The 25,919-nt window shown below is 61.7% G+C and carries 28 protein-coding genes and 1 pseudogene; 19 read left to right on the top strand and 10 right to left on the bottom strand.

The features are described from left to right. The first annotated feature begins 13 nt into the window (after positions 1 to 13). Positions 14 to 325, top strand: coding sequence for a hypothetical protein (locus PFLCHA0_RS19370; protein WP_015636227.1), 312 nt, complete (start codon positions 14 to 16; stop codon positions 323 to 325). Here the strand turns inward: PFLCHA0_RS19370 and PFLCHA0_RS19365 are convergent, their stop codons facing one another. After that, positions 326 to 862 (bottom strand): DinB family protein, encoded by a 537-nt coding sequence (locus tag PFLCHA0_RS19365; protein ID WP_011062104.1) that lies wholly within the window; start codon positions 860 to 862, stop codon positions 326 to 328. Positions 863 to 1,101: 239 nt separating this feature from the next. Between PFLCHA0_RS19365 and PFLCHA0_RS19360 the strand changes: the two genes are divergently transcribed. The 9 genes from PFLCHA0_RS19360 (at position 1,102) to ykgO (ending at position 11,294) form a co-directional block, all read left to right on the top strand. Next, positions 1,102 to 2,376, top strand: a complete 1,275-nt coding sequence (locus PFLCHA0_RS19360; RefSeq protein ID WP_015636226.1) for a cystathionine gamma-synthase family protein — start codon at positions 1,102 to 1,104, stop codon at positions 2,374 to 2,376. 153 nt (positions 2,377 to 2,529) lie between these two features. Continuing rightward, entirely contained in the window at positions 2,530 to 3,966 is a 1,437-nt protein-coding gene (locus PFLCHA0_RS19355) for an amino acid permease (protein WP_041752397.1), read from the top strand. Positions 3,967 to 4,007: 41 nt separating this feature from the next. After that, a complete protein-coding gene (locus PFLCHA0_RS19350; protein ID WP_011062101.1) occupies positions 4,008 to 4,898 on the top strand; it encodes a LysR substrate-binding domain-containing protein in 891 nt (296 codons plus the stop codon). Positions 4,899 to 4,914: 16 nt separating this feature from the next. Next, a complete protein-coding gene (gene thrC / locus PFLCHA0_RS19345; RefSeq protein ID WP_015636224.1) occupies positions 4,915 to 6,291 on the top strand; it encodes a threonine synthase in 1,377 nt (458 codons plus the stop codon). Between the two features lie 22 nt (positions 6,292 to 6,313). Then, positions 6,314 to 6,751 (top strand): Lrp/AsnC family transcriptional regulator, encoded by a 438-nt coding sequence (locus PFLCHA0_RS19340; RefSeq protein ID WP_015636223.1) that lies wholly within the window; start codon positions 6,314 to 6,316, stop codon positions 6,749 to 6,751. A 375-nt stretch (positions 6,752 to 7,126) separates the two neighbouring features. Continuing rightward, positions 7,127 to 8,170, top strand: coding sequence for a homoserine dehydrogenase (locus PFLCHA0_RS19335; protein WP_041752396.1), 1,044 nt, complete (start codon positions 7,127 to 7,129; stop codon positions 8,168 to 8,170). 10 nt (positions 8,171 to 8,180) lie between these two features. Continuing rightward, positions 8,181 to 9,587, top strand: a complete 1,407-nt coding sequence (locus PFLCHA0_RS19330) for an aldehyde dehydrogenase family protein (RefSeq protein ID WP_015636221.1) — start codon at positions 8,181 to 8,183, stop codon at positions 9,585 to 9,587. A gap of 156 nt (positions 9,588 to 9,743) precedes the next feature. Then, positions 9,744 to 10,958, top strand: coding sequence for a TPM domain-containing protein (locus PFLCHA0_RS19325; protein WP_015636220.1), 1,215 nt, complete (start codon positions 9,744 to 9,746; stop codon positions 10,956 to 10,958). A gap of 186 nt (positions 10,959 to 11,144) precedes the next feature. Continuing rightward, positions 11,145 to 11,294: a type B 50S ribosomal protein L36 gene (gene ykgO, locus PFLCHA0_RS19320; RefSeq protein WP_011062095.1), complete on the top strand. Its 150-nt coding sequence runs from the start codon at positions 11,145 to 11,147 to the stop codon at positions 11,292 to 11,294. An 80-nt stretch (positions 11,295 to 11,374) separates the two neighbouring features. Here ykgO and PFLCHA0_RS19315 read toward each other — a convergent pair whose 3' ends face one another. After that, a complete protein-coding gene (locus tag PFLCHA0_RS19315; RefSeq protein ID WP_015636219.1) occupies positions 11,375 to 11,569 on the bottom strand; it encodes a hypothetical protein in 195 nt (64 codons plus the stop codon). Positions 11,570 to 11,792: 223 nt separating this feature from the next. Between PFLCHA0_RS19315 and PFLCHA0_RS19310 the strand changes: the two genes are divergently transcribed. Both PFLCHA0_RS19310 and PFLCHA0_RS19305 read left to right on the top strand, forming a co-directional pair. Further along, positions 11,793 to 12,677 (top strand): LysR substrate-binding domain-containing protein, encoded by an 885-nt coding sequence (locus tag PFLCHA0_RS19310; RefSeq protein ID WP_015636218.1) that lies wholly within the window; start codon positions 11,793 to 11,795, stop codon positions 12,675 to 12,677. A gap of 186 nt (positions 12,678 to 12,863) precedes the next feature. Continuing rightward, a complete protein-coding gene (locus PFLCHA0_RS19305; protein ID WP_011062092.1) occupies positions 12,864 to 13,700 on the top strand; it encodes a bifunctional allantoicase/(S)-ureidoglycine aminohydrolase in 837 nt (278 codons plus the stop codon). A 115-nt stretch (positions 13,701 to 13,815) separates the two neighbouring features. On the opposite strand, the gene pseH is transcribed toward PFLCHA0_RS19305, so the two are convergent. After that, positions 13,816 to 14,373: a UDP-4-amino-4,6-dideoxy-N-acetyl-beta-L-altrosamine N-acetyltransferase gene (gene pseH, locus PFLCHA0_RS19300; protein WP_011062091.1), complete on the bottom strand. Its 558-nt coding sequence runs from the start codon at positions 14,371 to 14,373 to the stop codon at positions 13,816 to 13,818. Positions 14,374 to 14,583: 210 nt separating this feature from the next. Next, positions 14,584 to 14,784 (bottom strand): hypothetical protein, encoded by a 201-nt coding sequence (locus PFLCHA0_RS19295; RefSeq protein ID WP_019094218.1) that lies wholly within the window; start codon positions 14,782 to 14,784, stop codon positions 14,584 to 14,586. A 544-nt stretch (positions 14,785 to 15,328) separates the two neighbouring features. Here PFLCHA0_RS19295 and PFLCHA0_RS19285 point away from each other — a divergent pair. Beyond that, positions 15,329 to 15,985 (top strand): HD domain-containing protein, encoded by a 657-nt coding sequence (locus tag PFLCHA0_RS19285; RefSeq protein ID WP_011062090.1) that lies wholly within the window; start codon positions 15,329 to 15,331, stop codon positions 15,983 to 15,985. A 3-nt stretch (positions 15,986 to 15,988) separates the two neighbouring features. On the opposite strand, the gene PFLCHA0_RS19280 is transcribed toward PFLCHA0_RS19285, so the two are convergent. After that, positions 15,989 to 16,765: a hypothetical protein gene (locus PFLCHA0_RS19280; protein ID WP_230493570.1), complete on the bottom strand. Its 777-nt coding sequence runs from the start codon at positions 16,763 to 16,765 to the stop codon at positions 15,989 to 15,991. 396 nt (positions 16,766 to 17,161) lie between these two features. Here PFLCHA0_RS19280 and PFLCHA0_RS31995 point away from each other — a divergent pair. From PFLCHA0_RS31995 to PFLCHA0_RS31990, 4 genes and pseudogenes are all read left to right on the top strand, one after another. Continuing rightward, positions 17,162 to 17,233: pseudogene (locus tag PFLCHA0_RS31995) on the top strand (glycoside hydrolase family 19 protein); the annotation flags it as partial. Between the two features lie 11 nt (positions 17,234 to 17,244). After that, on the top strand, positions 17,245 to 17,688 hold the full coding sequence (locus tag PFLCHA0_RS19275; protein ID WP_015636216.1) for a structural protein P5: 444 nt from the start codon (positions 17,245 to 17,247) through the stop codon (positions 17,686 to 17,688). 17 nt (positions 17,689 to 17,705) lie between these two features. Next, positions 17,706 to 18,059 carry a hypothetical protein gene (locus PFLCHA0_RS19270; RefSeq protein WP_230493569.1) on the top strand — a complete coding sequence of 118 codons (354 nt, stop codon included), beginning with the start codon at positions 17,706 to 17,708 and terminating at the stop codon, positions 18,057 to 18,059. A gap of 164 nt (positions 18,060 to 18,223) precedes the next feature. Beyond that, positions 18,224 to 18,478 carry a hypothetical protein gene (locus PFLCHA0_RS31990; RefSeq protein ID WP_041120661.1) on the top strand — a complete coding sequence of 85 codons (255 nt, stop codon included), beginning with the start codon at positions 18,224 to 18,226 and terminating at the stop codon, positions 18,476 to 18,478. Here the strand turns inward: PFLCHA0_RS31990 and PFLCHA0_RS19260 are convergent, their stop codons facing one another. The 5 genes from PFLCHA0_RS19260 to PFLCHA0_RS19240 all read right to left on the bottom strand — a co-directional run bounded on the left by PFLCHA0_RS19260 (position 18,479) and on the right by PFLCHA0_RS19240 (position 24,448). After that, entirely contained in the window at positions 18,479 to 19,186 is a 708-nt protein-coding gene (locus tag PFLCHA0_RS19260; RefSeq protein ID WP_015636213.1) for an SOS response-associated peptidase family protein, read from the bottom strand. Between the two features lie 67 nt (positions 19,187 to 19,253). Continuing rightward, the gene (locus PFLCHA0_RS19255; protein WP_230493568.1) at positions 19,254 to 21,164 is read right to left on the bottom strand and encodes a D-arabinono-1,4-lactone oxidase; all 1,911 of its coding nucleotides are present in this window, start codon (positions 21,162 to 21,164) and stop codon (positions 19,254 to 19,256) included. 76 nt (positions 21,165 to 21,240) lie between these two features. After that, entirely contained in the window at positions 21,241 to 21,567 is a 327-nt protein-coding gene (locus PFLCHA0_RS19250) for a hypothetical protein (RefSeq protein ID WP_015636211.1), read from the bottom strand. 820 nt (positions 21,568 to 22,387) lie between these two features. After that, positions 22,388 to 22,624 carry a hypothetical protein gene (locus tag PFLCHA0_RS19245; protein ID WP_041752391.1) on the bottom strand — a complete coding sequence of 79 codons (237 nt, stop codon included), beginning with the start codon at positions 22,622 to 22,624 and terminating at the stop codon, positions 22,388 to 22,390. Positions 22,625 to 23,860: 1,236 nt separating this feature from the next. Further along, positions 23,861 to 24,448, bottom strand: a complete 588-nt coding sequence (locus PFLCHA0_RS19240) for a hypothetical protein (protein WP_015636210.1) — start codon at positions 24,446 to 24,448, stop codon at positions 23,861 to 23,863. Positions 24,449 to 24,544: 96 nt separating this feature from the next. Here PFLCHA0_RS19240 and PFLCHA0_RS19235 point away from each other — a divergent pair, with 96 nt between their 5' ends. Further along, positions 24,545 to 25,054: a glycoside hydrolase family 19 protein gene (locus PFLCHA0_RS19235; RefSeq protein WP_015636209.1), complete on the top strand. Its 510-nt coding sequence runs from the start codon at positions 24,545 to 24,547 to the stop codon at positions 25,052 to 25,054. Then, complete coding sequence (locus PFLCHA0_RS19230) at positions 25,051 to 25,569, top strand: lysis system i-spanin subunit Rz (RefSeq protein WP_015636208.1); 519 nt, start codon at positions 25,051 to 25,053, stop codon at positions 25,567 to 25,569. Before PFLCHA0_RS19235 ends, PFLCHA0_RS19230 begins: the two co-directional genes overlap by 4 nt. Positions 25,570 to 25,919 lie beyond the last annotated feature (350 nt).

The following is a 25,919-nucleotide window of genomic DNA, read 5'->3' as shown; positions in this document are numbered from 1 at the left end:
CCGGGAGGGTTCGATGGAGGGAGAGCGCAGCGTCGCACGGCTGTTCGCCGAGGAACCGCTGTCCTGGGGGCTGCGGGGTGACCCCTATTTGTGGCGAGCCATGGCCACGCATCTGGCCCACACGCCCTGGCCGGCCACGGCGCAGCAGTTGGAAGCCCTGATCGTCCAGGCCTTCGAGCAACTGACCGGCAGGGCCTGGAGCTCGGCAGGGCACTTCTTCGTCGAGGCCTTTGCCCATGGCGGCATGTCCAGCGGCGGGATTTCCATGGGCTTCTGGCACGAGCGCGGCCTGCCCCTGTTGTGCGCCCGTTGGGCTCGAGCCTGATCAGATATCGCTGGGTATCAGCATAAGCAGGTCGGTATCGCCGATATCCACCCCGGCCTGGGTCAGCAGGGTGCTGGCCTGGCCGCGGTGGTGGGTCTGGTGGTTGAAGAAATGCACCAGCAGGCTATAGAAATCGCGCTCGGCGACCACGCCCCGGGTGTTGGCGTAATGCAGGCTGCTGTCCAGGTCTGCGTCGCTCAGGGACTGGCTGAAATCGAGGATCAACTGGTCCAGCCACTGACGCTGCTGCCAGAGCCCGCCCAGGTTTGGGAACAGCAGGGTCTTGAGGTCCTGTGGCAGGGCCACCTGCTGCAGCGGCGCCAGGGCCGCAAACCGCGCCGGGTGCTGGGCAAAGCGCTTGAGCCAGATGGTGTCGCCGGCCAGCAAATGATTGAGGGTGCCGAGGATCGAGCCGAAAAAGGCCTGCCGGTCCAGAGCCAGTTGCGCATCGGACAGGCCCATGGCGGCGCTGTACAGCTTGCTGTTCATCCACTGGTTGTAGCGAGCCATCAGGCACAGGTGCTCGGTGCGGTTCATTGCGGTTCCTTTCGGGGTTTGCGGGCTGGCGCGCAGCAGCTTCGCAAGCCCCGGTGCCGCAATGCAAGAGGCGTCACAAAAGCCTCGTGCGCAGGCCGTTTGCAGGGCTGTGCAGCCATTAAAAAAACCGCCCCTTTGGCCCCGATAACATCGTTTCTCGGGGCTTGGGCTTTTCTCTATATTGGCCACCAGATGCAGCGCGGCAACAGGCCGCGCACCCTTTATGGTGAGCCGTTGCAATGAATAAAAAACCTGAACGCACAGGGCTGGAAAACCCCGGGACCGCTACCCGGGTGGTCTGGGGCGGAGAGCAAGTCCGTCATCCCTACAACGCCACGCAACCCCCGATTGTCGCCAGCGCCGCCTATGGCTACGACGACATCGACCAGTGGTACGACGTGGCCCTGGGCAAGGCCCCGGGCTTTATCTACAGCCGCATGAGCAACCCCACGGTGCAAACCCTGGAAGCCAAGCTGCAGGATCTGGAAAACGCCGAATCGGCGGTGGCCTTCAGCAGCGGCATGGCAGCCATCAGCGGCGTGCTCTACAGCTTCCTGCGCCACGGCCAGCGGGTGGTGTCGACCAAGGACAGCTACGGTGGTACCAACAAGATCTTCGAGGAATTCCTGCCGCGCATGGGCGTGGCCGTGACCCTCTGCGAAACCTTCGACCAGCAGCAGATCGAGGCCGAGATCGCCAAGGGCTGCGACCTGCTGTACCTGGAGACGCCGACCAATCCGACCCTGAAGATCGTCGATATCCAGCGTCTGGTCGCCGCGGCGAAACAGGTCGGCGCCCAGGTGGTGGCGGACAACACCTTCGCTACGCCGCTGAATCAGAACCCCCTGGCGCTGGGCGTGGATGTGGTGATCCACAGCGCTACCAAGTTCCTCAGCGGTCACGGCGATGTGCTGGGTGGCGTGGCCTGCGGCAGCGAAGCGCTGATGAGCCAGGTGCGTCACTACCGGGAAATCAACGGTGCCAGCCTCGATCCGTTCTCGGCCTACCTGATCATTCGCGGGATCAAGACCCTGGCCCTGCGCATGCGCCAGCAACAGCACAGCGCCGCGCAGCTGGCGCAGTTCCTGCTCAACGAGCCGTTGGTGGAAGCCGTGAACTACCCGGGCCTGCCCAACCACCCGAACCACGCCGTGGCCTGTGCGCAGATGCGCGGTTTCGGCGCCATCGTCAGCTTTGTCCTGGTGGGTGGCATGGACAGCGTCAAGCAGCTGTTGCCACGCCTGCGCTATGCCCACTGCGCCGGCAACCTGGGGGCGGTGGAAACCATCTACGGCCCGGCGCGCACTACCAGCCATGTGGAGAACACCCTGGAAGAGCGCCAGGCCCTGGGCATTTCCGAAGGCCTGGTGCGGATTTCGGTGGGCATCGAAGACACCGATGACCTGCTGGCCGACCTGCAGCAGGCCTTCGCCTGGCTGCGCCAATCCCTCAAGCAGAATGCGGCGCCTGGCGCCATCCCATCCCAGGACCCGCGGGCCGAGGTCGCCCACTGAAAAGAGCGCGCAACACCCCCACAGCAAGGCAGCCAGTGGGGGCTTCATGAAGAGGAATAACAATAAAAACCTGGTGGCATCCGATTTGTTTTCTGCCCATTTCCACAGTCGCAGAAATTGAGACTTGCCCTGACAACTTTCATGAGAACCATCATGTCCCTACAAGAACAACAGACCGACTTGCGCGGCGGCTTCAAGCAAGAAATGCAGACCCGGCACATTGTCATGCTCGCCCTGGGCGGGGTGATAGGCACCGGGCTGTTCCTCACGTCCGGCTACACGGTGAACCAGGCCGGCCCGCTGGGTGCGGTGATCGCCTACATCATCGGCGCGCTGATGGTGTACCTGGTGATGATGTGCCTCGGCGAGCTGGCGGTGCAGATGCCCGAGACCGGCTCCTTCAGCACCTACGCCACGCGCTTTCTCGGCCCCGGCACCGGCTACACCGTGGCCTGGCTGTACTGGCTGACCTGGACCGTGGCCATCGGCTCGGAATTCACCGCCGCCGGGATCCTCATGGCCCGCTGGTTCCCCGAGACCCCGGTGTGGATCTGGAGCGCGCTGTTCGCCATGGTGGTGTTCTTGTCCAACGTGGTGTCGGTGCGGCTGTTCGCCGAGACCGAGTTCTGGCTGTCGCTGGTCAAGGTGATCACCGTGCTGGCATTCCTGGTGGTGGGCGGCGGGGCGATTCTCGGTCTTCTGCACATCGACCAGGCCCACAGCATCGGCCTGAGCAACTTCACCCGTGAGGGGCTATTCCCCACCGGCTTCATGCCGATCGCCATGACCCTACTGGCGGTGGCCTTCGCTTTCTCAGGCACCGAACTGATCGGCATCGCCGCTGGCGAAACCCGTGACCCGCAACGCAATGTGCCACGGGCGATCCGCACCACGGTGCTGCGCCTGGCGATCTTCTTCGTCGGCACCATCTTCGTCCTCGCCACCCTGTTGCCCCGGGAGCAGGCCGGCCTGGTGGAAAGCCCGTTCGTCACGGTGTTCACCTACATCGGCATTCCGTACTCGGCCGACATCATGAACTTTGTGATCATCAGCGCGTTGCTGTCCGCCGCCAACTCCGGGCTGTACGCCGCCTCGCGGATGCTCTGGACCCTGAGTGACCAGGGGCACCTGCCCAAGCAGTTCTCGGCCCTGACCCGCATGGGCACGCCGCTCAACGCGATCATCGTGAGCATGGCCGGTGGCGCCGCCTCGCTGCTCAGCAGCGTGTTCGCCCCGGACACCATCTACCTGGCCCTGGTGTCGATTTCCGGGCTGGCGGTGGTGGTGGTGTGGATGAGCATCGCCGCCAGCCAGATCGCCTTTCGCCGGCACTTCGTGGCCAACGGTGGTGACGTGCGCGACTTGAAATTCCGTGTTCGTGGCTACCCCTGGGTGCCGTTGGGGGCGCTGTTGTGCTGCACCCTGGCCTGTGTCGGCATCGGTTTCGACCCCGAGCAGCGCGTGGCCCTGTACTTCGGCCTGCCCTTCATCGCCTGGTGCTACCTGGTGTATTACATTACCCGCAGTAGCCGCCAGCGGCGCCTGTCCCTGGCAGCCCTGGCTCGGCCCTCCGATGCCCTGCAGGGTTGACGGGTGCGCCCGGCGCCCAGGGTGTCCATGAGAGCCAGGCCATGAAGCAGAAAAGCTTGCCCCCGCTGAACTGGCTGCGCGCCTTCGAGGTGTCCGCCCGTTGCCTTAACTTCACCCACGCCGCCGAGGAACTGTTCCTCACCCAGGGCGCGGTCAGCCAACAGATCCGCCAGCTGGAAAGCCACCTCGGGGTGGCGCTGTTCAAGCGCCTGCCCCGCGGCCTGGACCTGACCGAGGAGGGCCGCTCCTACCTGCCGGTGGTGCAGGACGCGATCACCCGGTTGGCGGTGGGCACCAACGAAATTTTCGGCCAGCACAAGCGCCGGCCGATCAAGGTGCGCGGCAGCCTGGCGTTTTTCGTCCACTGGCTGGCGCCCAAGCTGGCGGATTTTCAGCACAGGCACCCGCTGGTGGATATCCGCTACATCAGCAATATCTGGGTCAAGGAGCTGGACGGCGAAGACGACCTGGAAATTCGTTGGGGCCACGGCCACTGGCCGGGGCTGGTGGCCCAGCGCCTGACTTGGGACACGCTGTTCCCGGTGTGCGCCCCGGCCTTGCTGGACAAGGCGCCGCTAGAGGTGCCGGCGGACCTGGCCCGGCACCCGCTGCTGCATGTGCTGGGCTACGAAGAGGGCTGGGGCTACTGGCTGCAGCGGGCCGGCGCCGAGCAAGTGGATTCGTCCCGGGGGATGCAGTTCGACACCCTGATTTCCACCTTGCGCATGGCCGAACTGGGCCTGGGCGTGGCTCTGGCCCGTTCCTCCATGGTCGACCAGATGCTCGCCGACGGGCGCTTGCTGGAGCCTTTCAGTCAGCGCATCGAGGCCAGCGAATCCTTTTACCTGGTGCGTGGCGCCGGGGCCGATCCACACCCCGATGCGCTGGAATTTTCCACCTGGCTGGTGGAGCAGGCCCATCGCCATAAATGACTGGCCGGAGCCAAACATGCGTTATGTGAGTACCCGCAGTACCGCCGAGCAGGTGGATTTCGAAAGCGTGGTGTTATCCGGCGTGGCCGCCGATGGCGGGCTGTACGTGCCTGCCGAGCTGCCACGCTTCAGCCCCCAGGAGATCGCCAATTGGTCGACCCTGGATTACCCCGAACTGGCCTTCCGGGTGCTCAGCCCCTTTGTCGGCGACTGCCTGCCCGAGGCGGACTTCAAGGCCTTGCTCAGCCGCGCCTACAGTGGCTTTGGCCACCGCGCGGTGGCGCCCCTGCGACAGATCGACCGCAATGAATGGGTGCTGGAACTGTTCCATGGGCCCACAGGCTCGGCCAAGGATTTTGCCGCGCGGTTGCAGGCGCAACTGGTGGGCTATTTCCTCCAGCGCCGGCAGCGCCACGGGGTGCTGGTGGGGGCCAGCAACGGCGATACCGCGCTGGCGGCTATCGACGCCTTCAAGGACTGCCCGCAGACCCAGGTGCTGGTGTTCTATCCGCAGCACGGCGTGCCCGAGCAGCAAGGGCAGCAGTTGCAGGCGGCACACAACCCCGGGCTGTGGCGCTTTGCCGTGCAGGGCAGCTTCGACGACTGCCAGACCCTGGTGGCCCGCCTGCTGCGCCAATGGCCCCTGGCCGAGCGCGAGGTGATCGGCTTCAACTCCAGCAATTGGGTCGGGGTCATGGCCCAGCTGGTGCTGTATTTCCATGCCGTGCTGCAACTGGGGGGCGGCCAGCGGCCCATCGGCTTCAGCGTGCCGGCAGCGAGCTTCGCCGAGGTCTATGCCGGCTATATCGTGCAGAAGATGGGCCTGCCCATCACCCAGATGATTGTCGCCACCAACCGCAACGACGCCCTGCACCAGCTGTTCCTGAAGAACCGCTATTGCCGCGCCGAGGCCAGCCAGAGCCTGTCGCCGGCCATGGACCTGTCACTGTTCGCCAACCTGGAGCGCTTTGTCTGGGAGCTCTATGGCCAGGACCCGCATGCGGTGGCGGGCCTGATGCAGCGGTTTGAGGGCAGTGGCGAGATGACCCTGGGCAACGAGTTCTGGCTGCAGGCGCGGATGATCATCGACTCCTACTCGGTGAGCGATGAAGAGACCGGCAAGGAGATCAGCAGCCTCTATCGGGACACCGGCTACATCATCGACCCCCATGCCGCCATCGGTGTCCTGGCGGCGCGCCTGTACCGCCGCAGCCTGGTGGCGCCCATGGTCACCCTGGGGGAGATCGCGCCGGCCAAGTCGGCTCGGTTGCTGGGCTCGCTGGGTATTCCCGGGCTGGCACCACAGCCAGTCGCGGCGCCTTCCACGGCGCAGTGGCAGGCACTGGCGGCGGATGATTTTGCCGCCGTACTGCACTGCCTGAAGGCACTGTGATGGGCACCGCGAAGGAGGCTTCATGAAGCGGATCCTGGATCCACTGGACGAACGCATCATCGCCGAGCTGACCCGCAATGCCCGGGCGGCCCATGCCGAGCTGGCGGCCAAGGTCAACCTGTCGCGCAATGCCGTGCGCCAGCGCATCGAACGCCTGGAGCGCGACGGCGCGATCCAGGGCTACACCATTCGCGTGGGCGAAGGGCGCGGGGCGGATACCCGGATCAATGCGCTGATCTTCGTCTACCGCTACGACCGCATGCGCGGGGCCGATGTATTGCAGGCGCTGCGCGCGATGCCGGAGATCATCCAGTGCGAAGTGCTCAGCGGCGAGTTCGATGTGCTGGTGCGGGTCAGCGCCGCCAGCGTAGAGCGGGTGCACCGGGTGTGGAATGACATCGCCGCCTTGCCCGGGGTGGAAAACACCGTGACGTCCTTTGTCTTGTCCTCTGTGGCCTGAGCGCAGAGCCGGATCTTCTGGCCTCCTGTAGCCGCTGCCGAGCCTTTGGCGAGGCTGCGAAAAGGGCCGAAGGACCTTCCTGCGCGGTCAATCAGCATGTTGCGATGAATGGAACCCTGTGTGGTGTCCTGTTGGACCGCACCGCCAGGGTTAGCGTCTCCTGCGGAGCCGGGTGCAGCCTTCGGCAGCGGCTACAGGGGCAGTCTTGGTTGCGGGTTTTGCGTAGCCAGCGCCTGTGAGCGCAGCCTTCGGCAGTGGTCACCGGCGCTGGGCAAAATGCTCAGCAAATACAGCAAAACGGCATATTTCACTGCCCGGTCCCGACCCCTAACCTTGTGTCCATCAGCTTCTCAACCCGGATGGAACACAACAAAAATGACTGAATACAACATCGCCCTGGTGGGCTTCGGCGGGGTCAACCGGGCCCTGGCGCAACTGATTGCCGAGCGCAATCAGACGTGGAAAAAACAACTGGGTTTCAGCTTGAAGATCGTTGGCATCAGCGATCTGTTCCTGGGCTCCATCGTCGCTCCCCAGGGGCTGGATGCCGGTCTGCTGAGCAAGCTGCCGGCAACCAAGGGCGCCTTGGCGCAACTGCCGGGCGGCCAGGTGGAGGCGCTCAACGAACAGGTGATCAAGGACTCCGGCGCCGACATCATTGCCGAGGCCACTTTCACCAACCCGGTGGACGGCGAGCCAGCGAGTACCTTCTGCCGTTGGGCCCTGGAGCAGGGCAAGCACGTGGTGACCACCAACAAGGGCCCCATTGCCCTGCACAGCGCCGAGCTCAAGGCCCTGGCCCAGCGCAATCTGGCGGCCTTCGAATACGAAGGCGCGGTGATGAGCGGCACCCCGGTGATCCGCATGGCCAAGCAGTCCCTGGCCGGCAGTGGGCTACTGGGGTTCGAGGGCATTCTCAATGGCACCTCCAACTTTGTGCTGACCCGCATGGAGGCCGGCCTGGGCTTTGCCGAAGCGGTGGCCGAGGCCCAGGCCCTGGGGTATGCCGAGGCCGATCCGAGCGCGGATGTCGAAGGCTTTGACGTGCGTTTGAAGGTGGTGATCCTGGCCAACGAATTGCTCGACGCGCAGTTGACCGTCAGTGATGTCAGTTGCCGGGGTATCTCCGGCCTGACGGCCAAGGACCTGGAGCAGGCCCGTGCCGAGGGCGCGCGCTGGAAGCTGATCGGTTCGGCCCAACGCCTGGCCGATGGCTCGCTGCAAGCCAGTGTCGAGCCGCGCCTGTTGCCCCTGGCCCATCCGCTGGCGGGCATTGGCGGGGCGATCAACGCGGTGTCGTTCAACACCGAACTGCTGGGCGCGGTGACGGTGTCCGGGCCGGGCGCTGGGCGCATCGAGACCGCCTTTGCCTTGCTCTCGGACATCATTCACATCCACCAGTCGCGCTTGGCCCGCTAGGAGCATGCCCATGAACCTGTCACGTCTGGCGCTGGCCGCCGATTCGATTGATGTCTGCAGCCCCTTCGATGGTCGGCTGATCGGGACAGTGCCACGCCTTGAGGCCTGTGCCGTGCCCTACCTGTTGCAGCAAGCCCGCCAGGGTGTCAGCGACTGCGCGGCGCTGCCGCGCTATCAGCGGGCACGGATTCTGGAGCGGGCGGCCCTGAACATCGAGCGCGACGCCGAACATTTCGCCCGGTTGATCGTCGATGAAGCGGGCAAGACCCTGAAACAGGCGCAGAAAGAGGTCAAGCGCTGCATCAACACCCTCAAGCTGTCGGCCGAAGAGGCCAAGCGCAATGCCGGCGAGGTGCTGCCGTTTGATGCCTATGAAGGTTCGGAAAACCGCCAGGGCTGGTTTTCGCGCGAGCCCTTGGGGCTGATCCTGGCGATCACGCCTTACAACGATCCGTTGAACCTGGTGGCGCACAAGCTGGGCCCGGCCATCGCCGGGGGCAACGGGGTGATTCTCAAGCCCTCGGAGCTGGCGCCGCTGTCGGCGATCAAGCTGGTGGACTACTTGCGCGATGCCGGCCTGCCGACCTCGGTGGTGACCCTGGCCACTGGTGGTGCGGACCTGGGCAAAGCCCTGGTGGAAGCCCGTGAGGTGCGCATGGTGTCGTTCACCGGCGGCTTCGTCACCGGTGAGCAGATCGCCCGCAGCGCCGGGTTGAAAAAGCTGGTCATGGACCTGGGAGGCAATGCGCCGGTGATCGTGATGACCGACTGCGACCTGGCGGCGACGGTGGAAAGCTGCGTGTCCGGGGCCTTCTGGGCGGCGGGGCAGAACTGCATCGGCACCCAGCGCCTGCTGGTCCAGGCCTCGATCTATGAGGCGTTTCGAGAGGCTTTTGTGCGCCTGGCTCGGGAGCAGGTCAGTGGCGACCCGCTGGCCAGCAGCACGGACATCGGGCCGATGATCAGCCTGCAGGCGGCGCAGAACGCGCAGAAGGTCGTGGATGAAGCGCTGCAACAGGGCGCGCGTTTGCTCTGTGGGCATCAGCGCCGGGGTTCCTGTTACGCCGCCACGGTGCTGGAGAATGTCGACCACGGCAGTCGCCTGTGGCAGGACGAGGTCTTTGCGCCAGTGGTGGTCTTGCAACCGTTCGACGATCTGGATCAGGCCATCGCTTTGGCCAATCAGCCCGAATACAGCCTGCATGCAGGGATCTTCACCAATGACCTGCGTATCGCCATGGATGCCGCGCGGCGGATCGAGGCGGGTGGGGTGATGATCAACGACTCTTCCGATTACCGTTTCGATGCCATGCCCTTTGGCGGCTTCAAGTACGGCAGCCTGGGCCGAGAAGGGGTGCGTTTCGCCTATGAGGAAATGACCCAGCCCAAGGTGGTGTGCCTCAACCGCCTGGGCTGAGGCTGATTGCAGCAACACGACAGGTCGCCGGGCACCGGGCAGGTTTGGTCACCTGCCCGGTGTTTTTTTGCTGGCGGTGAGGTGCGGTGAATCGGTCGCGGTACGGGCAGTGGTAAAGTTCGCCGCTTCAGGATGAACGATGCGGGAAGCGGGCCGATGATCAAGGTGTGGTTGCAACAAGGGCGTGGCCTGTGGCTGGCGCTGTTTCTCGGGCTGCTGTTGCCGGCCCTGGTGCACGCCGAGGAGGCGCCGCCGGGGCTGGTGAAGGTGCCCCTGGACCGGCGGGTGATCGACCTGACCGCGACCCTGGATAGCGCCACCCAGGAGCGGATGGTGCACAAGCTGGAGGCGCTGGAGCAGCGCCGCGGCGCGCAGATCGCGGTGATGCTGCTGCCCAACCTGGGCCAGCAGAGCATCGAGGCCCTGAGCAACCAGTTGTTTCGCGCCTGGAAGCTGGGGCGCAAGGGGGTAGACGACGGCATCCTGCTGCTGGTGGCGAAGAACGACCACAAGGTGCGGATCGAGGTCGGTTATGGCCTGGAACCGGTGGTCACCGACCTGCTGGCCGGGCAGATCATCGCCCAGGACCTGACCCCGGCCTTTCGTCAGGGCGACTTTGCCGGCGGTATTGACCGTGCCCTGGATGACTTGATCCTGCTGGTGGACGGGGGCTCGTTGCCCGAGCCTGCGGGGCTGGCGGTGCCGCTCGAAGCCTATGCCTTGCTGCTGGCGTTCGTTTTCGGCTCGGTGGCGGGGGTGATGCTGGCCGCCGGCTGGAACTGGCGCCGGGTGCTGGGGGGCGCAGTGGTGCTGATGGCGGTGCTGGTGGGAGCCGTGGGCGGCCATGAGTGGCTGGCGCAGTTGTTCCTGGTGCCGCTGTGCATGTTGATCGGCGGTGCGACCTTCGCCGGGCTGTGGCAGGCGCGGCGGGTGTTCTACGGGGTGCTGGGGCTGCTGCTGTACATCGGCCTGCTGACCCTGGTCAGCCAGTATCTGGGCCGTTTGACTTTCCTCTACGGCCTGGCCTGGCCGGCGGGGGTGCTGCTGGTGCTGGGCGGCCATTGGCTGCTGTACTGGATGATGCGCAACAGCTGGCGCAAGAGCCCCCGGGGCTTTTTATGGCGCTTTGCCGTGTTGCTGACGCTGGTTCTACTGATGGGCCTGGGTGTGGATGCCTGGCAGGCGGCTCAGCGTTGGCTGAGGGTCGTGCCGTTCGCCTATTTCCTGAGTTTCATACTGTTTGCCGGCGGCAGTGGCTTTCGCTGGAGCAGTGGCGGTGGCAGCAGCAGTGGCGGCCGCTCAAGCTCGGGTGGCGGTTTCTCCGGGGGCGGCGGTTCCAGTGGCGGCGGCGGGGCGTCGGGCAGTTGGTGAGGCTGGGCGCGGTAATGATCACGCAGCCGTCCTGCTCTCCCAAGCCTGCGGGGCCGGGCAACGGGCCGATGGCGGCGCGGAGAATCGTTGAGCGGTCAGGGTGGCGGAAATTGATGGTTGATAATAATTCTCATTGGTGAATATGATATGTTATTACATTAATTTCAGTCCCAAGGAAGCGTTGCCATGAAAGTCCTGTCGTCCCTCAAAGAAGCCAAGAATCGTCACCGCGACTGCCAGATCGTCAAGCGTCGCGGTCGCATCTATGTGATCTGCAAATCCAATCCGCGCTTCAAGGCTCGCCAGGGCGGGGCGAAGAACCGGAACAAGGGGTGAGTGCGGGGGCTGTCGGGAGTGACAAGGCGCTGCTGGAGCGAGCCACTCTCGACAGCACCCAGGCATGGGGGGCAGGTTTTTCAGTCGTGCAGCAGGGTCGAGCCGTACTCGTTGAAGCTGTTGCCCAATGCGCGGTTGCCGTTGAGATTCAGATTGCTCACGCCACCGCCAAGCCGGCACTTGTCCGAATAGCAGGGGTGGGTGGTCGCGCTGGAGCAGGCGCCCAGTAGAAGGGTGGCGCCGATCAGCAATACCTTGAGGCAGTTCAACTTCATTTTCAGCATCTCCAGAGCAGGGTCAGGGATAGAGCGAACCGGAGCCTCATCCTACGCTGTTACATGTTGATACACATTGCCAATCAGGCGGGCCCGGAAAAAATATCTGCCGTGCTTGCAGGATGCCGCCTTGGCACGGGGCTGCTCAGCGCCGCGGGGGCAATTGTGTCCTCGGGCCAGACCCGGTAGAAAGGCGCAACGCATTCAGAAAACAGATACCAGCATGAGCGACATTGAGAAACCCAATAGCCGCCTGTTTGACCTCGACTTGCTGCGGGCCATTGTCACGGTGGCCGACTGCGGCAGTTTCACCACGGCCGCCACTCGCCTGCATTCCACCCAATCCACCATCAGCCAGAAGATCCGCCGCCTGGAGGAGATGGTCGGGCAGCGCCTGCTTGAGCGCGGCAATCGCGATGTGTTGCCCACCGATGCCGGCGAGACCCTGCTGGGATATGCCCGGCGCCTGCTGGCACTGAACGATGAAATGTTCGAGGCGCTGTCCGGGGCCACGGTGGTGCTGACGGTGCGTATCGGCGTGCCGGACGACTTCGCTGCCGGCCGCACCACCGAGCAACTGGCTGCGTTCAACCGGCGCTATCCCCAGGTCAAGCTGGAGGTCACCAGCGGCATGAGTCGCGACCTCAACGCCAGTTATGACCGTGGCGAACTGGACCTGGTGGTGCTCAAGCAACTGCGCAACAGCCGCGAGGCACTGGCCTGCTGGCCGGAGAAGACCCGATGGGTGGATAGCGCGAAAAACCCCTGCATCGATCTCGACCCGCTGCCTATCGTTACCTTCCCGCCGCGCGGGGTGTACCGCGATGCCATGATCAATGCCCTGGAGGCGGTGGGCCGGCGCTGGCATATCAGCTTCACCAGCTCCAGCCTCAGCGGCCTGCAGTCGGCCATTGCCGATGGCATGGGCATAGGCCTGCTGCCATTGCGTGCGGTCACGGCGGGCCACCAGGTCCTGTCCAAAGGCACCGGGCTGCCCTCGGTGGACGTGTTCGAGGTGGCGTTGCTGCACCGCCCGGCGGCAGATCCCATGGTCAAGGAGCTGGCGCGAGTCTTGTCGCGGGTGCTGGCCCAGGACACTCAGGGCTGAAGTCGCGAGGCATTCGATAAATGAATACGGCGGATTCCAGTATTTAATTTGTGCATGTGCGTAACGCTGGATATCGTGGTGGCCAGCAGCGGTCCGCGCCGCTTCCCTGGCGCGTCGACCCGCAGGTTTGTTCACCCTGGCGGCGTTGCCGCGCGGGGCAGCAAAACAACAATGAGGAGAGTCTCCATGTCCAAAACCACCTATTACGCGCCTCACGGCGGGCACCCGGCACAGACCGAACTGCTCACCGACCGCGCAATGTTTACCGAAGCCTACGCCGTGATCCCCAAGGGCGTGATGCGCGACATCGTCACCAGCCACCTGCCGCACTGGGACAACATGCGCATGTGGGTCATCGCTCGTCCACTGTCGGGTTTCGCCGAAACCTTTTCCCAGTACATCGTTGAAGTCGGCGCCAATGGCGGTAGCGACAAGCCCGAGCAGGACCCCAACGCCGAAGCGGTACTGTTCGTCGTCGAAGGCGAGGTCAACCTGACCCTGCAAGGCCAGGTGCATGTCCTCAAACCCGGCGGCTATGCCTTTATCCCACCGGCTGCCGACTGGAAGCTGCGCAACACCAGCGGCACCGAGGCGCGTTTCCACTGGATCCGCAAGCACTACCAGAAAGTCGATGGCGTGCCATACCCGGACGCTTTCGTCACCAACGAGCAGGACATCGAGCCGCGGGTCATGCCCGATACCGAAGGCCGCTGGAGCACCACGCGTTTTGTCGACATGAGCGACATGCGCCATGACATGCACGTCAACATCGTCAACTTCGAGCCGGGCGGCGTGATTCCGTTCGCCGAGACCCACGTCATGGAGCACGGCCTGTACGTCCTGGAAGGCAAGGCGGTGTATCGCCTGAACCAGGATTGGGTCGAGGTCGAGGCCGGTGACTTCATGTGGCTGCGCGCCTTCTGCCCACAGGCCTGCTACTCCGGCGGCCCGGGTCGTTTCCGCTACCTGCTGTACAAGGATGTGAACCGCCAGATGCGCCTGACCCTCAACGCAGCGCATTGATCCGACGGCAGTGCAGAGGCCGTTCTGGCCTCCGCACTGCTGAACGGCGAGTGACAGGAGCCGGCGATCATTCGCCGGTTTTCTTTTGTCTGAGGGGCAGGGTTGCTGCCTATGCCTAGGACTCTCGCTGACCGAGCCGCGCGATCAAACCTTCAAGGGCCGGACGCTTGTCCTGCCACTCCTGGCGAGTAATGCCTAGCAGCACTACGTCGATTCGCTCGCCGTCTTTCAGAATGTTCTGGCGCCGCAGGCCTTCCTGTACGAATCCAAATTTCAGGTGCAGCCTGATCACCGCTGTGTTGCTTGCGAGCACCTCGCAGTTGAGTTTGTCCAGAGCGGCTTGATTGAAGGCATAGTCGAGCAACCAGAACTCCATGAGACTGCCCAGGCCTTTGCCTTGAAGCTCGGCGTCCAGGTAGAACGCCCAGTCGGCAGTTTTCTGCAGGGCATTGATGGCGTTCAGGGACACGACCCCTAAGGCTTGCCCGGCATCGACCGCGACAAACACCTCCTGACGCGGGTTGCCTTGAAGGCTGCTCAGCCAGTTTGCATGCTCCTGTTCGCTGATTTCATGGGAGGTGTACATGTATTTGCGCACCTCCTGCTGGTTGCGCAGCGCGCGCACTTGGGCTTGAACGGTGGGGCTGCTAGCAAGCAAAGGAATGAGCTGCATGGGAGGGTCCTGGATTGGAGGCGAGCCTGGGGTGCGATCTTCAGGCGCGAAGATTCTTTCAGACTAGAGATTATTCGGCCAGCAAGCTTGCTGCAGGTGTCGGGAGATGCTGGAGGTTCGCTTCAAGCGAGGTGGGATCGGCCTGGGCGGCCAGTGCCGGTTTATGTGAGGGCTGGGTGTAATCAGGGAGGGAGCGCTGTTGCGCTGCCCTCACATCTCGATGGTTGGAATGGTGGTCTTGCCGCAGCTTATAAGTTGCCCTGCGGTTACCTGGAGCCCATTGCTGGGCTTGATGCTGTAGCCGATAAGGACGCCTGCCATTACCAAGGCCATGTATAGAGCCGTTTTTCTCAAGATCATGCCGGTGCCCACTGAATGATTGATCGGAAAGCGTGCAGCACTGATTGCCATTCTGGAAAAAGGTTCCTGCTACAGGTGAGCAACGGATACAGCGTGTGGCATTGGCCAGGGTTGTCTATTGGCTCGCCTTATCGGTAAAGTCCCAGCGCGTCGTCAGCGTGCTTGTCAGTCGTCCTAATCCACCTGCGGACACAGTCCATGGTTCATTCAGACCACCTTGCCAGCTACGTCAGTGCAAGCCTGGGAGTTGCATCGCCTCGCACCGCGCTACTTGACAACGCGAGTCAGGAAAGCCGGCTCGATCAGGGGGACACCGTCACCGCCGACGATGACAGGGCACTCATCAAGCGGCTAGCAGAGCAGGGCGGTTTCCCAGCGATGCAGCCTGCGTCGAAGGCTGGATCTGCCATGAAGGGGTTCGCCAACCTCTCGACAAAATCATCCGCCCTGCTCACATCAGCTTCACCAATGAATGCCGGGATGCTTATTGGCTCAAGTACTTCTCTGCTTAGCCGCCGATTCTCTATAGCGCCGAGATATCTGCTCGAGTCGTTTCGCCGACGCTGCAGGATCAGTACTTCCATGGAGCCACGAAATGCTTGAAGAGCCGTTTTTTCCTTACCAGAGCCTGGCGTCCGACTTGCTCGCTTTCCTGCCTGAGGACAGCACGGACGGCTCTCACGATCTTTCTCATATTCATCGGGTCTGGATGAATGTTCGGCGCCTGCAGGACAAGGAAGGTGGGGACCTGGAGGCGTTGCTTGCCGCAACCCTCTTGCACGATTGCGTGGCCGTCGAGAAAAACTCGCCATTGCGGTCGCAGGCATCCACTCTTTCGGCCAATAAAGCAGCGTCTATTCTGCAGCGCATGGGCTGGCCTGCCCCGCGTATTGAGCTTGTTGCCCACGCGGTCCAGGCTCATAGCTTCTCCGCGGGCGTCGAACCCCTCACCCTGGAAGCCAGGATCCTTCAGGACAGCGACCGCCTGGACGCCATCGGCATGATCGGAGTCGCCCGTTGTTTCTACATCGCTGGGCGAATGGGCTCCGCGCTGTACGACATCACAAACCCCACCGCCATCGGCAGGCCCTATCAAGACAAGCGTTTTACCATTGAGCACTTCCACACCAAGCTACTCTCCCTTGCCTCCGGATTTCAGACGGTCGAAGGGGCGCGGTTGGCGGCAGTCAGGCATGCGCGCCTGAAGGATTTCCTGGACGGATTCATGGAGGAGATCGGAGCTCCCGATTAATCGTCAGGCCGTAGGCCTGACGCGGAAGGCCAGGAACACCGGGCCGAATGGGAAAGTACTGACTTCCAGCTCATCCAGGGGATTGAGCGTGCGCGTGCGGCCCCCTGCGTTGCTGTAGATCATGTGGCTGCTCGATACCGCGATGTTGATCTTGCCTGCCGCAGCCTGGATCAGAGTGGCCTTGAACCCTTCAGTCACATCGTCACCTATCGTGAGCGTGACGTCGGTGTCGCTAATGACCAGGATCGACTTGCCTGAATCCGCCATGGTCAGGGGCCTGCTGCCGGTGATCGAGACATTGGGGTGCACATGGCCCCCAGCGTGGTAGCTGACCATCCTGGGGTCGGCGAAGACGCGGGCGAAGGAGCCGACATAATTGACACTGGCGCGCATGTCATCGAATTGTTCGACCACATAGGTACCGATGCTGCCCGAGACTTCGCCGTTGGGGTCCATGACCCATTTGCGTCCGACCATCAGCCCGATCTGGGTGTTGGCTCGTACACCGGCACGCATCTCCTCGAGAAACAGCTGGCTGATCTGGCCGCCGCCTTTGCCCTGGACATAGGTAAAGCGTGCTATGGAGTGGCTGTCCCCGGTAGGGCTGCCTTGGGCTGTATCGACTCGGTAGTCGACAAAGTCCGCTGATACGGTGGTGGTCGTGGTGTTGGCGTTAGGTGCCCAGGTGAAATCCAAGACCCTTCCGGTTTTCACCTGCTCCAGCGATGTGGTGGTCTGCGAGGTCGCAGTAGAGCCTGACTGCTTCAAATCATCGTTCATGCTGCTCATCCTTAAGTGAAGTGCGTGCTTGAGTGCGGGCCGAAATGGCCCGAGGCATATGACCGCCGCCATATCGCCACTTTTCCTGAAAAGCCGTGCTGTCTCGCTTGATACGTATGGAGTTCCTGCCGCGCTCCAGGGGCGTGAGGGGAAGCAGACAATCGGCTGTTGCGGTGCCTCCAGTGTGTGCGGTGCTGACTCGAGTTGGCTGCTGTATATATATACAGTATTCGAAACTTGAGCACGGCGCGATTTGCGCCGACGAACTGTAGGGGGGGCTGGGTCGGCAGAACGCCGGAGGCGGGTTACAGCAGTACCCGTTCAATCCACAGCTGTAACTGAAGCGTCCGAATGCGCCCGCCCTGAGCGGGTTTTTTATTGCCTGGAGAAAATTAAATGCCGATCACCGAGCAGCAGTTGCTGCAGATCCTCCCGAACGCCCGCCCTGTTGCGGGCTTTTTTGTGCCTGGAGTTTGACAATGACCATTCAGAACGCCCTCGGTGTCCGCAACCGCAACCCTGGAAACATAGACTGCAACCCACGCAACCAGTGGGAGGGCCAACTCGGCAAGGAGCCGAACGGCCGCTTCGCCATCTTCGATACCGCCGAGAACGGCATCCGTGCCCTGGGCAAGCTGCTGCTCAACTATCGCGGCAAGGACGGCATGCCCGGCGTGGGCAAGCCCGGTATCGACACGCCCCTGGAGTTCATCAGCCGATGGGCGCCCAGCAACGAGAACAACACCCAGGCATACGCTGCAGCGATTGCCAAGCGCCTGGGCGTCGGCGTACGCGATTCGATCAACATGGCCGACCTCAAGACGCTGCGCGAGACCGTGCTGGGCATCATCGTGCACGAAAACGGTGGCAACCCTTACCCGGCTGCTGTGGTTGAGGAAGGCCTGCGCAGGGCCCTGAAGTGAGCGCCGGCGCCTGGCGGGTGGCTGGCGTCCTACTGACCGCTGTCCTGGTGCTGTTCGCCGGCGCTGCTCTGGGGGCATGGATGGCCTCCAAGCATTACCGGCCGCTGCTCGACACTGCCCTGGGCGACTTGGCCACGGCAAAGGCCGGTCGCGACAACCTGGAAGCCCTGGCGGGTGAGCAGGGCCGGAAACTGGGTGACCTGGTGCTGGCAGGTCAGGAGCGTGAGCGCCACGCTGCCCAGGCCCAGGCTGACGCCCGGGAGCTGGCCAAACATGACTACTCCGCGGCGAATCGTCTCCTGCAGGAACGTACCGGCGGTGACCCGGCGCCGGCGGCGGAATCGATCATTGATCAGGAGCTGGGGTTATGAGCGTGCAGGACCAGCAAAAAGGCGCAGGTAGTGCAGGACCTGCGAAAAAGTGCAGGTGGTACCCCGGCGGCCACCTGGGCCTAAACCCGGGTGAAATTGGGGTTTTTAAAGTCCACAGGCCGCTATTTACAAGGCTTACAGCCTGGGTTGGCCGTGGGCCTGGCCTGGCGGGCATTTGCGCTTTTGCGTTGGTGCTGACGGGGTGCGCAGCCCGGGAGCCCGAGGTGCGCACGGTGCGGGTGGAGGTGCCAGTGCAGGTGCCGTGCAGGGCGCCTGTGGTGCCTGTGCCAGCCTGGGCCACGGGCAGCCTCAAGAAGACCGATAGCTTGGAACTGAAGGTGCGGGCGCTGCTGGCGGAGCGCCGGCAGCGGGTCGGATATGAGCGAGTTCTGGTTGCCGCGGTGGAGGCTTGCCAGTGATCAGCCGTTGTTTACCGCATCGCCGCCGGCGGGCTTGGTAGTGGGCTCGATCAGTTCCGGGCCGTGATTCCTGACGTTGCCGACTGCGGTGCTTACCCTGAACCATTCGAAGGCGCTGGCGGGCTCACCCTGGTGCAGGGCCATCTGCTCGGCGCGTTCCTTCGGCGTTGCCGGATCGAGCCATTCCCGGGCCAGGTCTGGTGCAAGGACCACAGGCCGGCGGTCGTGGATGTCGACCATTCCCCCTTCGCTATCCGCTGTGATGATCACAAAGCCTTCGTGCTCGCTTCGGTCCTGGCCAGGCAACTGTCCGATTGAGGCGCAGAGGATGGGGGAGCCGTTGCGGTGCTTGATCAAGTAGGGCTGTTTCTTAGGTCCGCCTTCGTCCACCCATTCAAACCAGTTGTCGATCGGGCAGATAGCGCGGTGTGGCCAGATTTGCCGGAAGAACGGGCCGTGGGCCACGTTCTCGGCCCTGGCATTGATCGGTGGGGCTCGATCCTTGGCCCAGTGCGGCTTCCAGCCCCAGCGCACCGGGTCGGCGTAAAGCCTGCCAGCGGTGACATGGAACAGGGCCAGTTGCATGCTCGGTGCGCCGTTGTAGTGTCCCAGAGGCTGCTCGCCCAGGTTGTCGACCAGGGCCCCGGGCATGCTCAAGGCCGCCACGAAATCATGAATGCCACGGTACTGGGAAAGGCGCCCGCACATGGTCATGTCCTCAATGCCTGCTTCAACTGTAGATCAGGCACCGGACGCTTTCCTTGGCGGGGCAGCTCTACTGGGGTGTGTCTCCCAACAGCGCCGCTACGAAACGGTTGTGGAACACACCCTGTGGATCGCAGCTTCTGCGGTAGGAATCGAAGGCCTTGATTCTGGCACCGCGCCGCGTCGCCAGATCCTTGAGGAACGCCGGGTTGAACGGTGGCGAAAATGTTCCAGCGGGGCGACTCGGGTCGTAGAAACCGAACATCTTGCCGGTGTGCGGCATTCCTCCCAGGGCCACCCAGGCGCGCTCGATGTCGGCGAAGAAGTGCAGCAGGAGCTGGGGGTATTCAGCCCCCGCGACGGCCGGTACGTAACCGATCAGGTCCAGATTGACGAAGGTCGCGTTGGGGGTTTCGGTGTAGGTTCCGGCCAGTACGCTGTCGCCGCCACGGACGAAGCGGAACTCCATGGGGGCAACCAGCAGGAAGTCGCTGGAACGCTTGAGGCGCTCCATGACCGCGTCAAGACCCTGCCAGGCCTTGCCCAGCCCTGAGTCATCGAGTGCCGGGAGTTCGATGAAATAAGACATGAAGATCACCCGCGACGCCCGGGTCAGCCACAAGTCGGAGTAGACAGCCGCAGCCTGATCGAAGAGCGTTTCGATGGTGAGGTAGCCCGCATCGATGATCGCGTTGGCCGCCGTTTTGTTTCCAAGATACTGCGCCGCAATCAGGGGCGGTTCGAGGATCGGCTCCATCGGTATCAAATAGGGCGCGCCGAAGATGTTTTCTTGCGCCAGGGCGCAGGCATCGGGAACGCTTGCCTTCAGGTTCGGAATCTTCGTCGTTGGGGACGAAACCAGGTCCCACCACAGGATGAGGAAGTTGTGGGTGTACGGATTGACGAAGGACTCAACGCGGTCATGGCTCGCGAGCAGGGTCTTGAATTGGGCAATGAACGCCTGCTGATCGTTACAGGTGATGTTGCCCTCCTTGCCCGATTTCAAGGTCGTGGCCCAGGGGCGTGGCATCAACTCAACGGTGACCGAGGTGACGATTCCCAGGGCCCCCAGAGAGACGCGGGCGAACTGCAGGGGCGACCAGCCATCCACCGCTGGGGTCTGTGTGTCGAGGGTCCTTACCTGGCCATCCGGGCCCATGATGCTGAACGCCGAGACCGTTTCCGCGAAGATCGGCGCGTTGATGGTGGCACCGTGCACGTCCACCGCGGTCATCCCGCCAAGGCTGAAAAAACCGCCGGCGGTCACGGTCTTGAGCATCATGTCGTGGCCCGTCAGAAACGCATCCAGTGCATCCTCGCGTACACCCGTGTTCACCGTGACCTTGGTTTCGGAGGGGTGCAGCACGATGGACTGATTGCCCTCGGGCCCCAGGTCCTTGTAGCAGGAGAGGTCGATCAGCCAGCGCGCCGGGTTCGGCGCGAGGCGATTGTCTTCGGCCACCAGGGCCGGCTGCGCGTGCCGCTGGCCGGAAACGCGGACAGTCGCGCCAGCCAGTACGGCTTGACTGACGATGGCCTGGAGTTCAACCAGGTTCGTCGGCGAGAAGTAATATTCCCCATCGATCGACATTGTATGAACGATGTTCTGAGCCCAGTTCCTCCACGGCAGAGGCTGGACCTTGAAGTCCAGGGTCGTTCCTGTCACTTCGTAAGCTGCCAGCCGGCCGTTATCTGCCGACTGCACCAGGGGCGTCCCTCGACTACTTGTTCCAAGCACTGCACAAACATAAGGGGCCACCCCGATCGCATCGGCTGGAACTCCGAGCGACGAAAGTGCCGGGCTTACCTTGTACAGGCCGTTGTTGAAGTTGCCGCTGTTCCAGGCTGAGGTATGCCAGCTTCCCTTCGAATCAAACCACTGAATCGAAAAGTTCATGATGAAGATGCCATTGTTAAGGCAGCCAATGCGCTCGACTTTTCTCATGGTGATGTCCAGTTGGGTGGTGGCGGCATGAAACATGCGGTCGATTAAATGCGCTGGCGCCAACCCTCCATGGAGCATTGGCGCCAGGCATCATCGGGACAAGGGTTGCGGTCTACTCGATCAAGTTGATTGCAAAGCCAATGAACGTGGTACCGACAGCGTCATAGGTGGCGATCTGACCGTTAGCCGCGAACGCGACAAACGGCGTTCCCTGACCGGAAGTCCCGGCTACTGCGTGTCCATAGACCGTGACCGCCAGCGCATTGGCCGGAACCCCAATGGTGTTCAGATCGGGAGTTGTCCGCGAGGTCGCCACGGGATAGTTGCCGCTATTCCATTCGGAAGTCACCCACCTGCCGTCGCTGCCCAGCCATTGGACCGAGAAGTTGAATACGTAGCCGCCTTTGTTGTTAACGGTGATTTTCTGGACCGGTCTCATAGTAATCTCCTGTTAGGGGAAAAGTTTTCAATCAAGATAATTCGATATCCACCATTGGCGGGTGGATGCCTTGTTTCTTGTTCGACAAGTGTTGAACTAGGGATGTATAAAGCAATTATTCTTGTCTGCTTTCCTTAGTGCTGTTGAATGGCATGTGGGTTGTGTGGCATACCAATCGATGCTGCTTGATGCTGGTTCTGCTTTGGTGGGTTGGGGTGAAGCTTGTTGAAACAATTGCAACAGCTGTCGCGGGCCAAATATCACAGCAGGAACGAGCGTTGTTGCCGATAGGGTGATTCAATTTTATGTAAAGGTTGAATGGCGGTTGCTGCGCTTTGGCTACTTACACTGTAGCAAGCATATTTTTAATGTGGGTGTAGTTTTGAGTTGGGTTTAATAGTTGTCCCTATTAAACGGGGCATTCGGGAATACGATAAAAACAGGATGTTTTTAGCAATCAAGCTGTTGATGGTTATAAAGGGTGGGCCTCTCTACTGCTAGACGTCTTGCGGGGCGTAACTACCTGGCGGTGATCAATTCGGCATGCACTATCCCCGAGCAGAAGGATGGCTGGCGGGGCAGAGCGCGAACCTGCACCTGAAGCAGCGGGTGCGACAGGCTTGCAGCGCGTCAGTGCGCCGTTGCACGGCTGATGCAGATGCACCACCTGCAGGATAGGGACCGCAAGCACGGCATCGAGGGTGGATGCGGGCGCGAGGTCCGGGGTGCTGATTGGCGGCACAAAAGGGTAAAGCCGGGCTCACTGCTGAACCGGGGCCTGGTTCGTGCCGCAGGGGATTGGCCGAGGAGAATCGGCCCGTTATTGCGGAGGTGCAGAGCCGCCAATGAATTTTTCAGTACCAGGCTGGTGGGCACCGTATTCGACGACGTACCACCCACCAAGACGTCTAGCCTGCGCTTCGGCGGTAGGTTTATCTGCGTAGATATCGATGAATTGCCATGATCCGGGAACGTCCCTCATCACTGCCCAGCCGAGTACCCAGCCGTTGTTGTCTGGGTCAGCGGGAAGGTTTTTCCTGAGGCTTCTGATTGACATCACCGCTCCTTGTCTATGAGAGGGGCAACACGTTACTGCTGATGCCGGGCAAGGTGGTAGTGGCATTGGTCTTGATATTGCCAATATCGATGCCGAGCTCCAGGGGGGGATACGGCAGAAGCCGGTGGGACACCTGCCTTCAGCGCTCGCTCAGCGTGCTCTCTCAATTCCTTCTGGTAAGAAGGGATAACTGAAGAGAGTTAGTTGCCCCTGGAAATGCTGGCGGGCAGTGAAATAGGTTCAGGTTGCAGGTGTCCGGTTTTATTAGGCCACTACAGTGGACGCTGCGATTGCTACCTTGCTAATTTCCCTGACCGGTCTAAGGTCTATCTCAGTTCTTACTTCAGCGTGCCAGGAGGCATTCAGTGCAGGGTAGGAATTGGCCACTTTTCACAGTTATATCTAGCAAATTCCCATTGGGAGGGATACCAATGAAAAAACTACCAGCCTGTTTGATTCCACTTGCCTCGGCGCTGAGTCTATCTGTTCTTTCTAGTTATGCTCTAGCGGATGTATACCTTTGTACATCCGATCCTTGTAATACTTGGGAGCCGACTCCACTCACAGAAGATCAACGTAATATAAAGTCTCCAGATATTAATAAAACCACTATTAAGGCGACCCTGGAGAATTCAGTAAGGACAGAAATTTCCAGTGCTTACAAGACTAAGGATCCGAAAGGTAAAAATCTCTACCTCAAGAAAGACCTATGGCATAAAGGGGGTTCAGTTCCTTTTTCGGAGGATGTGCATGTGACTGTTTATATTTATGATAAACCCACCAGCGCGAGGCCCTCTAAGTCATGCCACGCTTTCTCATATAAGAAGCAGGGCAACAAGAACTACTTCGGTACCTGTCAATAGACGTAGTTATCTCGAAGCCGGAGCGCTCAGCAGATTCCGGTCCTGGGGAAGTGTTGTCGCCCACAACGCTTGCTTGGTGCCTATGGCTGATCTTGGCAGTGTTGCTAGTGGCAACCTTGGAGCGTTAATCGAATTCATCCACTACCTCTACTACCTCGGCTGCTCAGTAGTTGCTGTAGGCTGCTCAGCGCCGATCCGCTCGAGCAACGCCCTCTCCTTGGCGCGTTTCTGCTGTTGCAATTCCGCGTTGGTCTTGGCCATGGCCTAGCTCTTCGATGCCGCTGGCCGGTATCGTCGACCAGGTTTGTCGGTGGCTCGGATGTGAGTTCGACGCCGGCGTTGAGTGAAGGCTCAACCGGCGCGCGACAGATCGCTATGCAGTAGGTCTGACACGGAAGGCCAGGTACACCGGGCCGAATGGGAAGGTGCTGACTTCCAATTCATCCAGGGGGTTGAGCGTGCGCGTGCGGCCCCCTGCGTTGGGGTGCACATGGTCCCCAGCGTGGTAGCTGACCATCCTGGGGTCGTCGAAGACGCGGGCGAAGGAGCCGACATAATTGACACTGGCGCGCATGTCATCGAATTGTTCGACCACATAGGTGCCGATGCTGCCCGAGACCTCGCCGTTGGGGTCCAGAACCCACTTGCGTCCGACCATCAGCCCAATCTGGGTGTTGGCTCGTACACCGGCACGCATCTCCTCGAGAAACAGCTGGCTGATCTGGCCGCCGCCTTTGCCCTGGACATAGGTAAAGCGTGCTATGGAGTGGCTGTTCCCCGTAGGGCTGCCTTGGGCTGTATCGACCCGGTAGTCGACAAAGTCCGCTGATACGGTGGTGGTCGTGGTGTTGGCGTTAGGTACCCAGGTGAAATCCAAGACCCTTCCGGTTTTCACCTGCTCCAGCGAGGTGGTGGTCTGAGAGGTTGTAGTAGAGCCTGACTGCTTCAAATCATCGTTCATGATGCTCATCCTTAAGTGAAGTGCGTGCTTGAGTGCGGGCTGAACTGGCCCGACGCCTAAGCTTGTAGAGCATGACTCATGCGGTGCTCGTCAGTAATGGGTTTCCATTGCATCGAAATATGCTCAACCTCCTTTGTGTCATTGCGCAAGTACGCCATCGTCACCCGGCTGCGTATCGCGGCGTTTATCGCCCAGATCGGCCACGAGTCAGGCCAGTTGCAGTGGGTTCGCGAGCTGGGCAGCGACCAGTACTTGAGCAAGTACGACACCGGGACCTTGGCCAAGCACCTGGGCAACACTCCCGAAGCGGATGGCGACGGCCAGAAGTATCGGGGCAGGGGGCTAATTCAGGTCACCGGCCGGGCCAACTATGCGGCTTGCAGCGAGGCTCTGTTTGGTGATGCGCGATTGCTCAACACCCCGGAGTTGCTTGAGCACCCGGTGTGTGCCTCGATGTCGGCCGGTTGGTATTGGCAGCGGGCAGGCCTCAATACCCTGGCCGACCAGGGTGACTTTCTCACTATCACTCGCCGTATCAACGGCGGCACCAATGGCTTGTCCGACCGCGAGGCGCTGTATAAGCGTGTGCTGAAGGTGCTGCCGTGAGCGCGCTGGGTGCACGTGGACTGATTGGCGCCCTGGTACTGGGGCTTGCCCTCGGCGCCTGGGCTGCTTGGGCCTGGCAAGCCAACCGCTACGGCGAGCAACTGGCCGCCCAGGCCGAGGCGAATCAGCGCTCTCGCGAGCAGGCGGCGGTGGCGGTGATCGATTGGCAGGAACGCCAGCAGGTTGAGCGCCGAGCGCTGGAGGATCGGCTGCAGGTGAATGACGAAACCCACTACAAGGAACTGCGAAATGCTCAAACCGAGCAGGCTCGCCTGCGTGACCGGCTGGCTACTGCTGATGTGCGGCTGTCAGTCCTACTCGCCGCCCCGGGTGGTGGCGGTGGGCTGCCAGCCGACACCGGCGGCGCCGGCGTGGATCATGGAGAAGCGCGAGCCGAACTTGACCCAGCGCATGCTCAACGAATTATCGCCATCGCCGGAGACGGTGACCAGGGACTGATCGCGTTGGCTGCGTGTCAGGAGTATGTGCGGGGGCTGCAAGCGAGCAAAGAGTAGTCAGAATGAAGAGGCCCGGCGATAGTCCGGGCTTATTATTGTTTACGTCTAAAATTAACCTAGGCAACGAGTTTGGAGGATCCTGGATTTTTCTTGAGTGCCTTCATCAGCAGCATTTGTTCATTCAACTCTTCAGCCCAAGGAGCAAAGCAAGGGAGGCATGAGCCGTTGACCCAACGTCAATAAACTGAAAATGTTGCAGTTGTCGGGTCTTGGTGTTTTCGTTTCAAAACTGGGCAAAACTTTGGAGCGTCCCTTCAGACCATTATTAGGATTAGGAAAAAATCCGAGGGTGTAATACTAGGCGGTCTGAGGGACTGTTTCGAAAAAATAACTGCCGTGAATCCCCT

Origin of the sequence: Pseudomonas protegens CHA0 (genome assembly GCF_000397205.1) — a bacterium.
GTDB lineage: Bacteria > Pseudomonadota > Gammaproteobacteria > Pseudomonadales > Pseudomonadaceae > Aquipseudomonas > Aquipseudomonas protegens.
The sequence above is the reverse complement of the archived record's forward strand: the minus strand, read 5'-3'. Positions and strand labels throughout refer to the sequence as shown.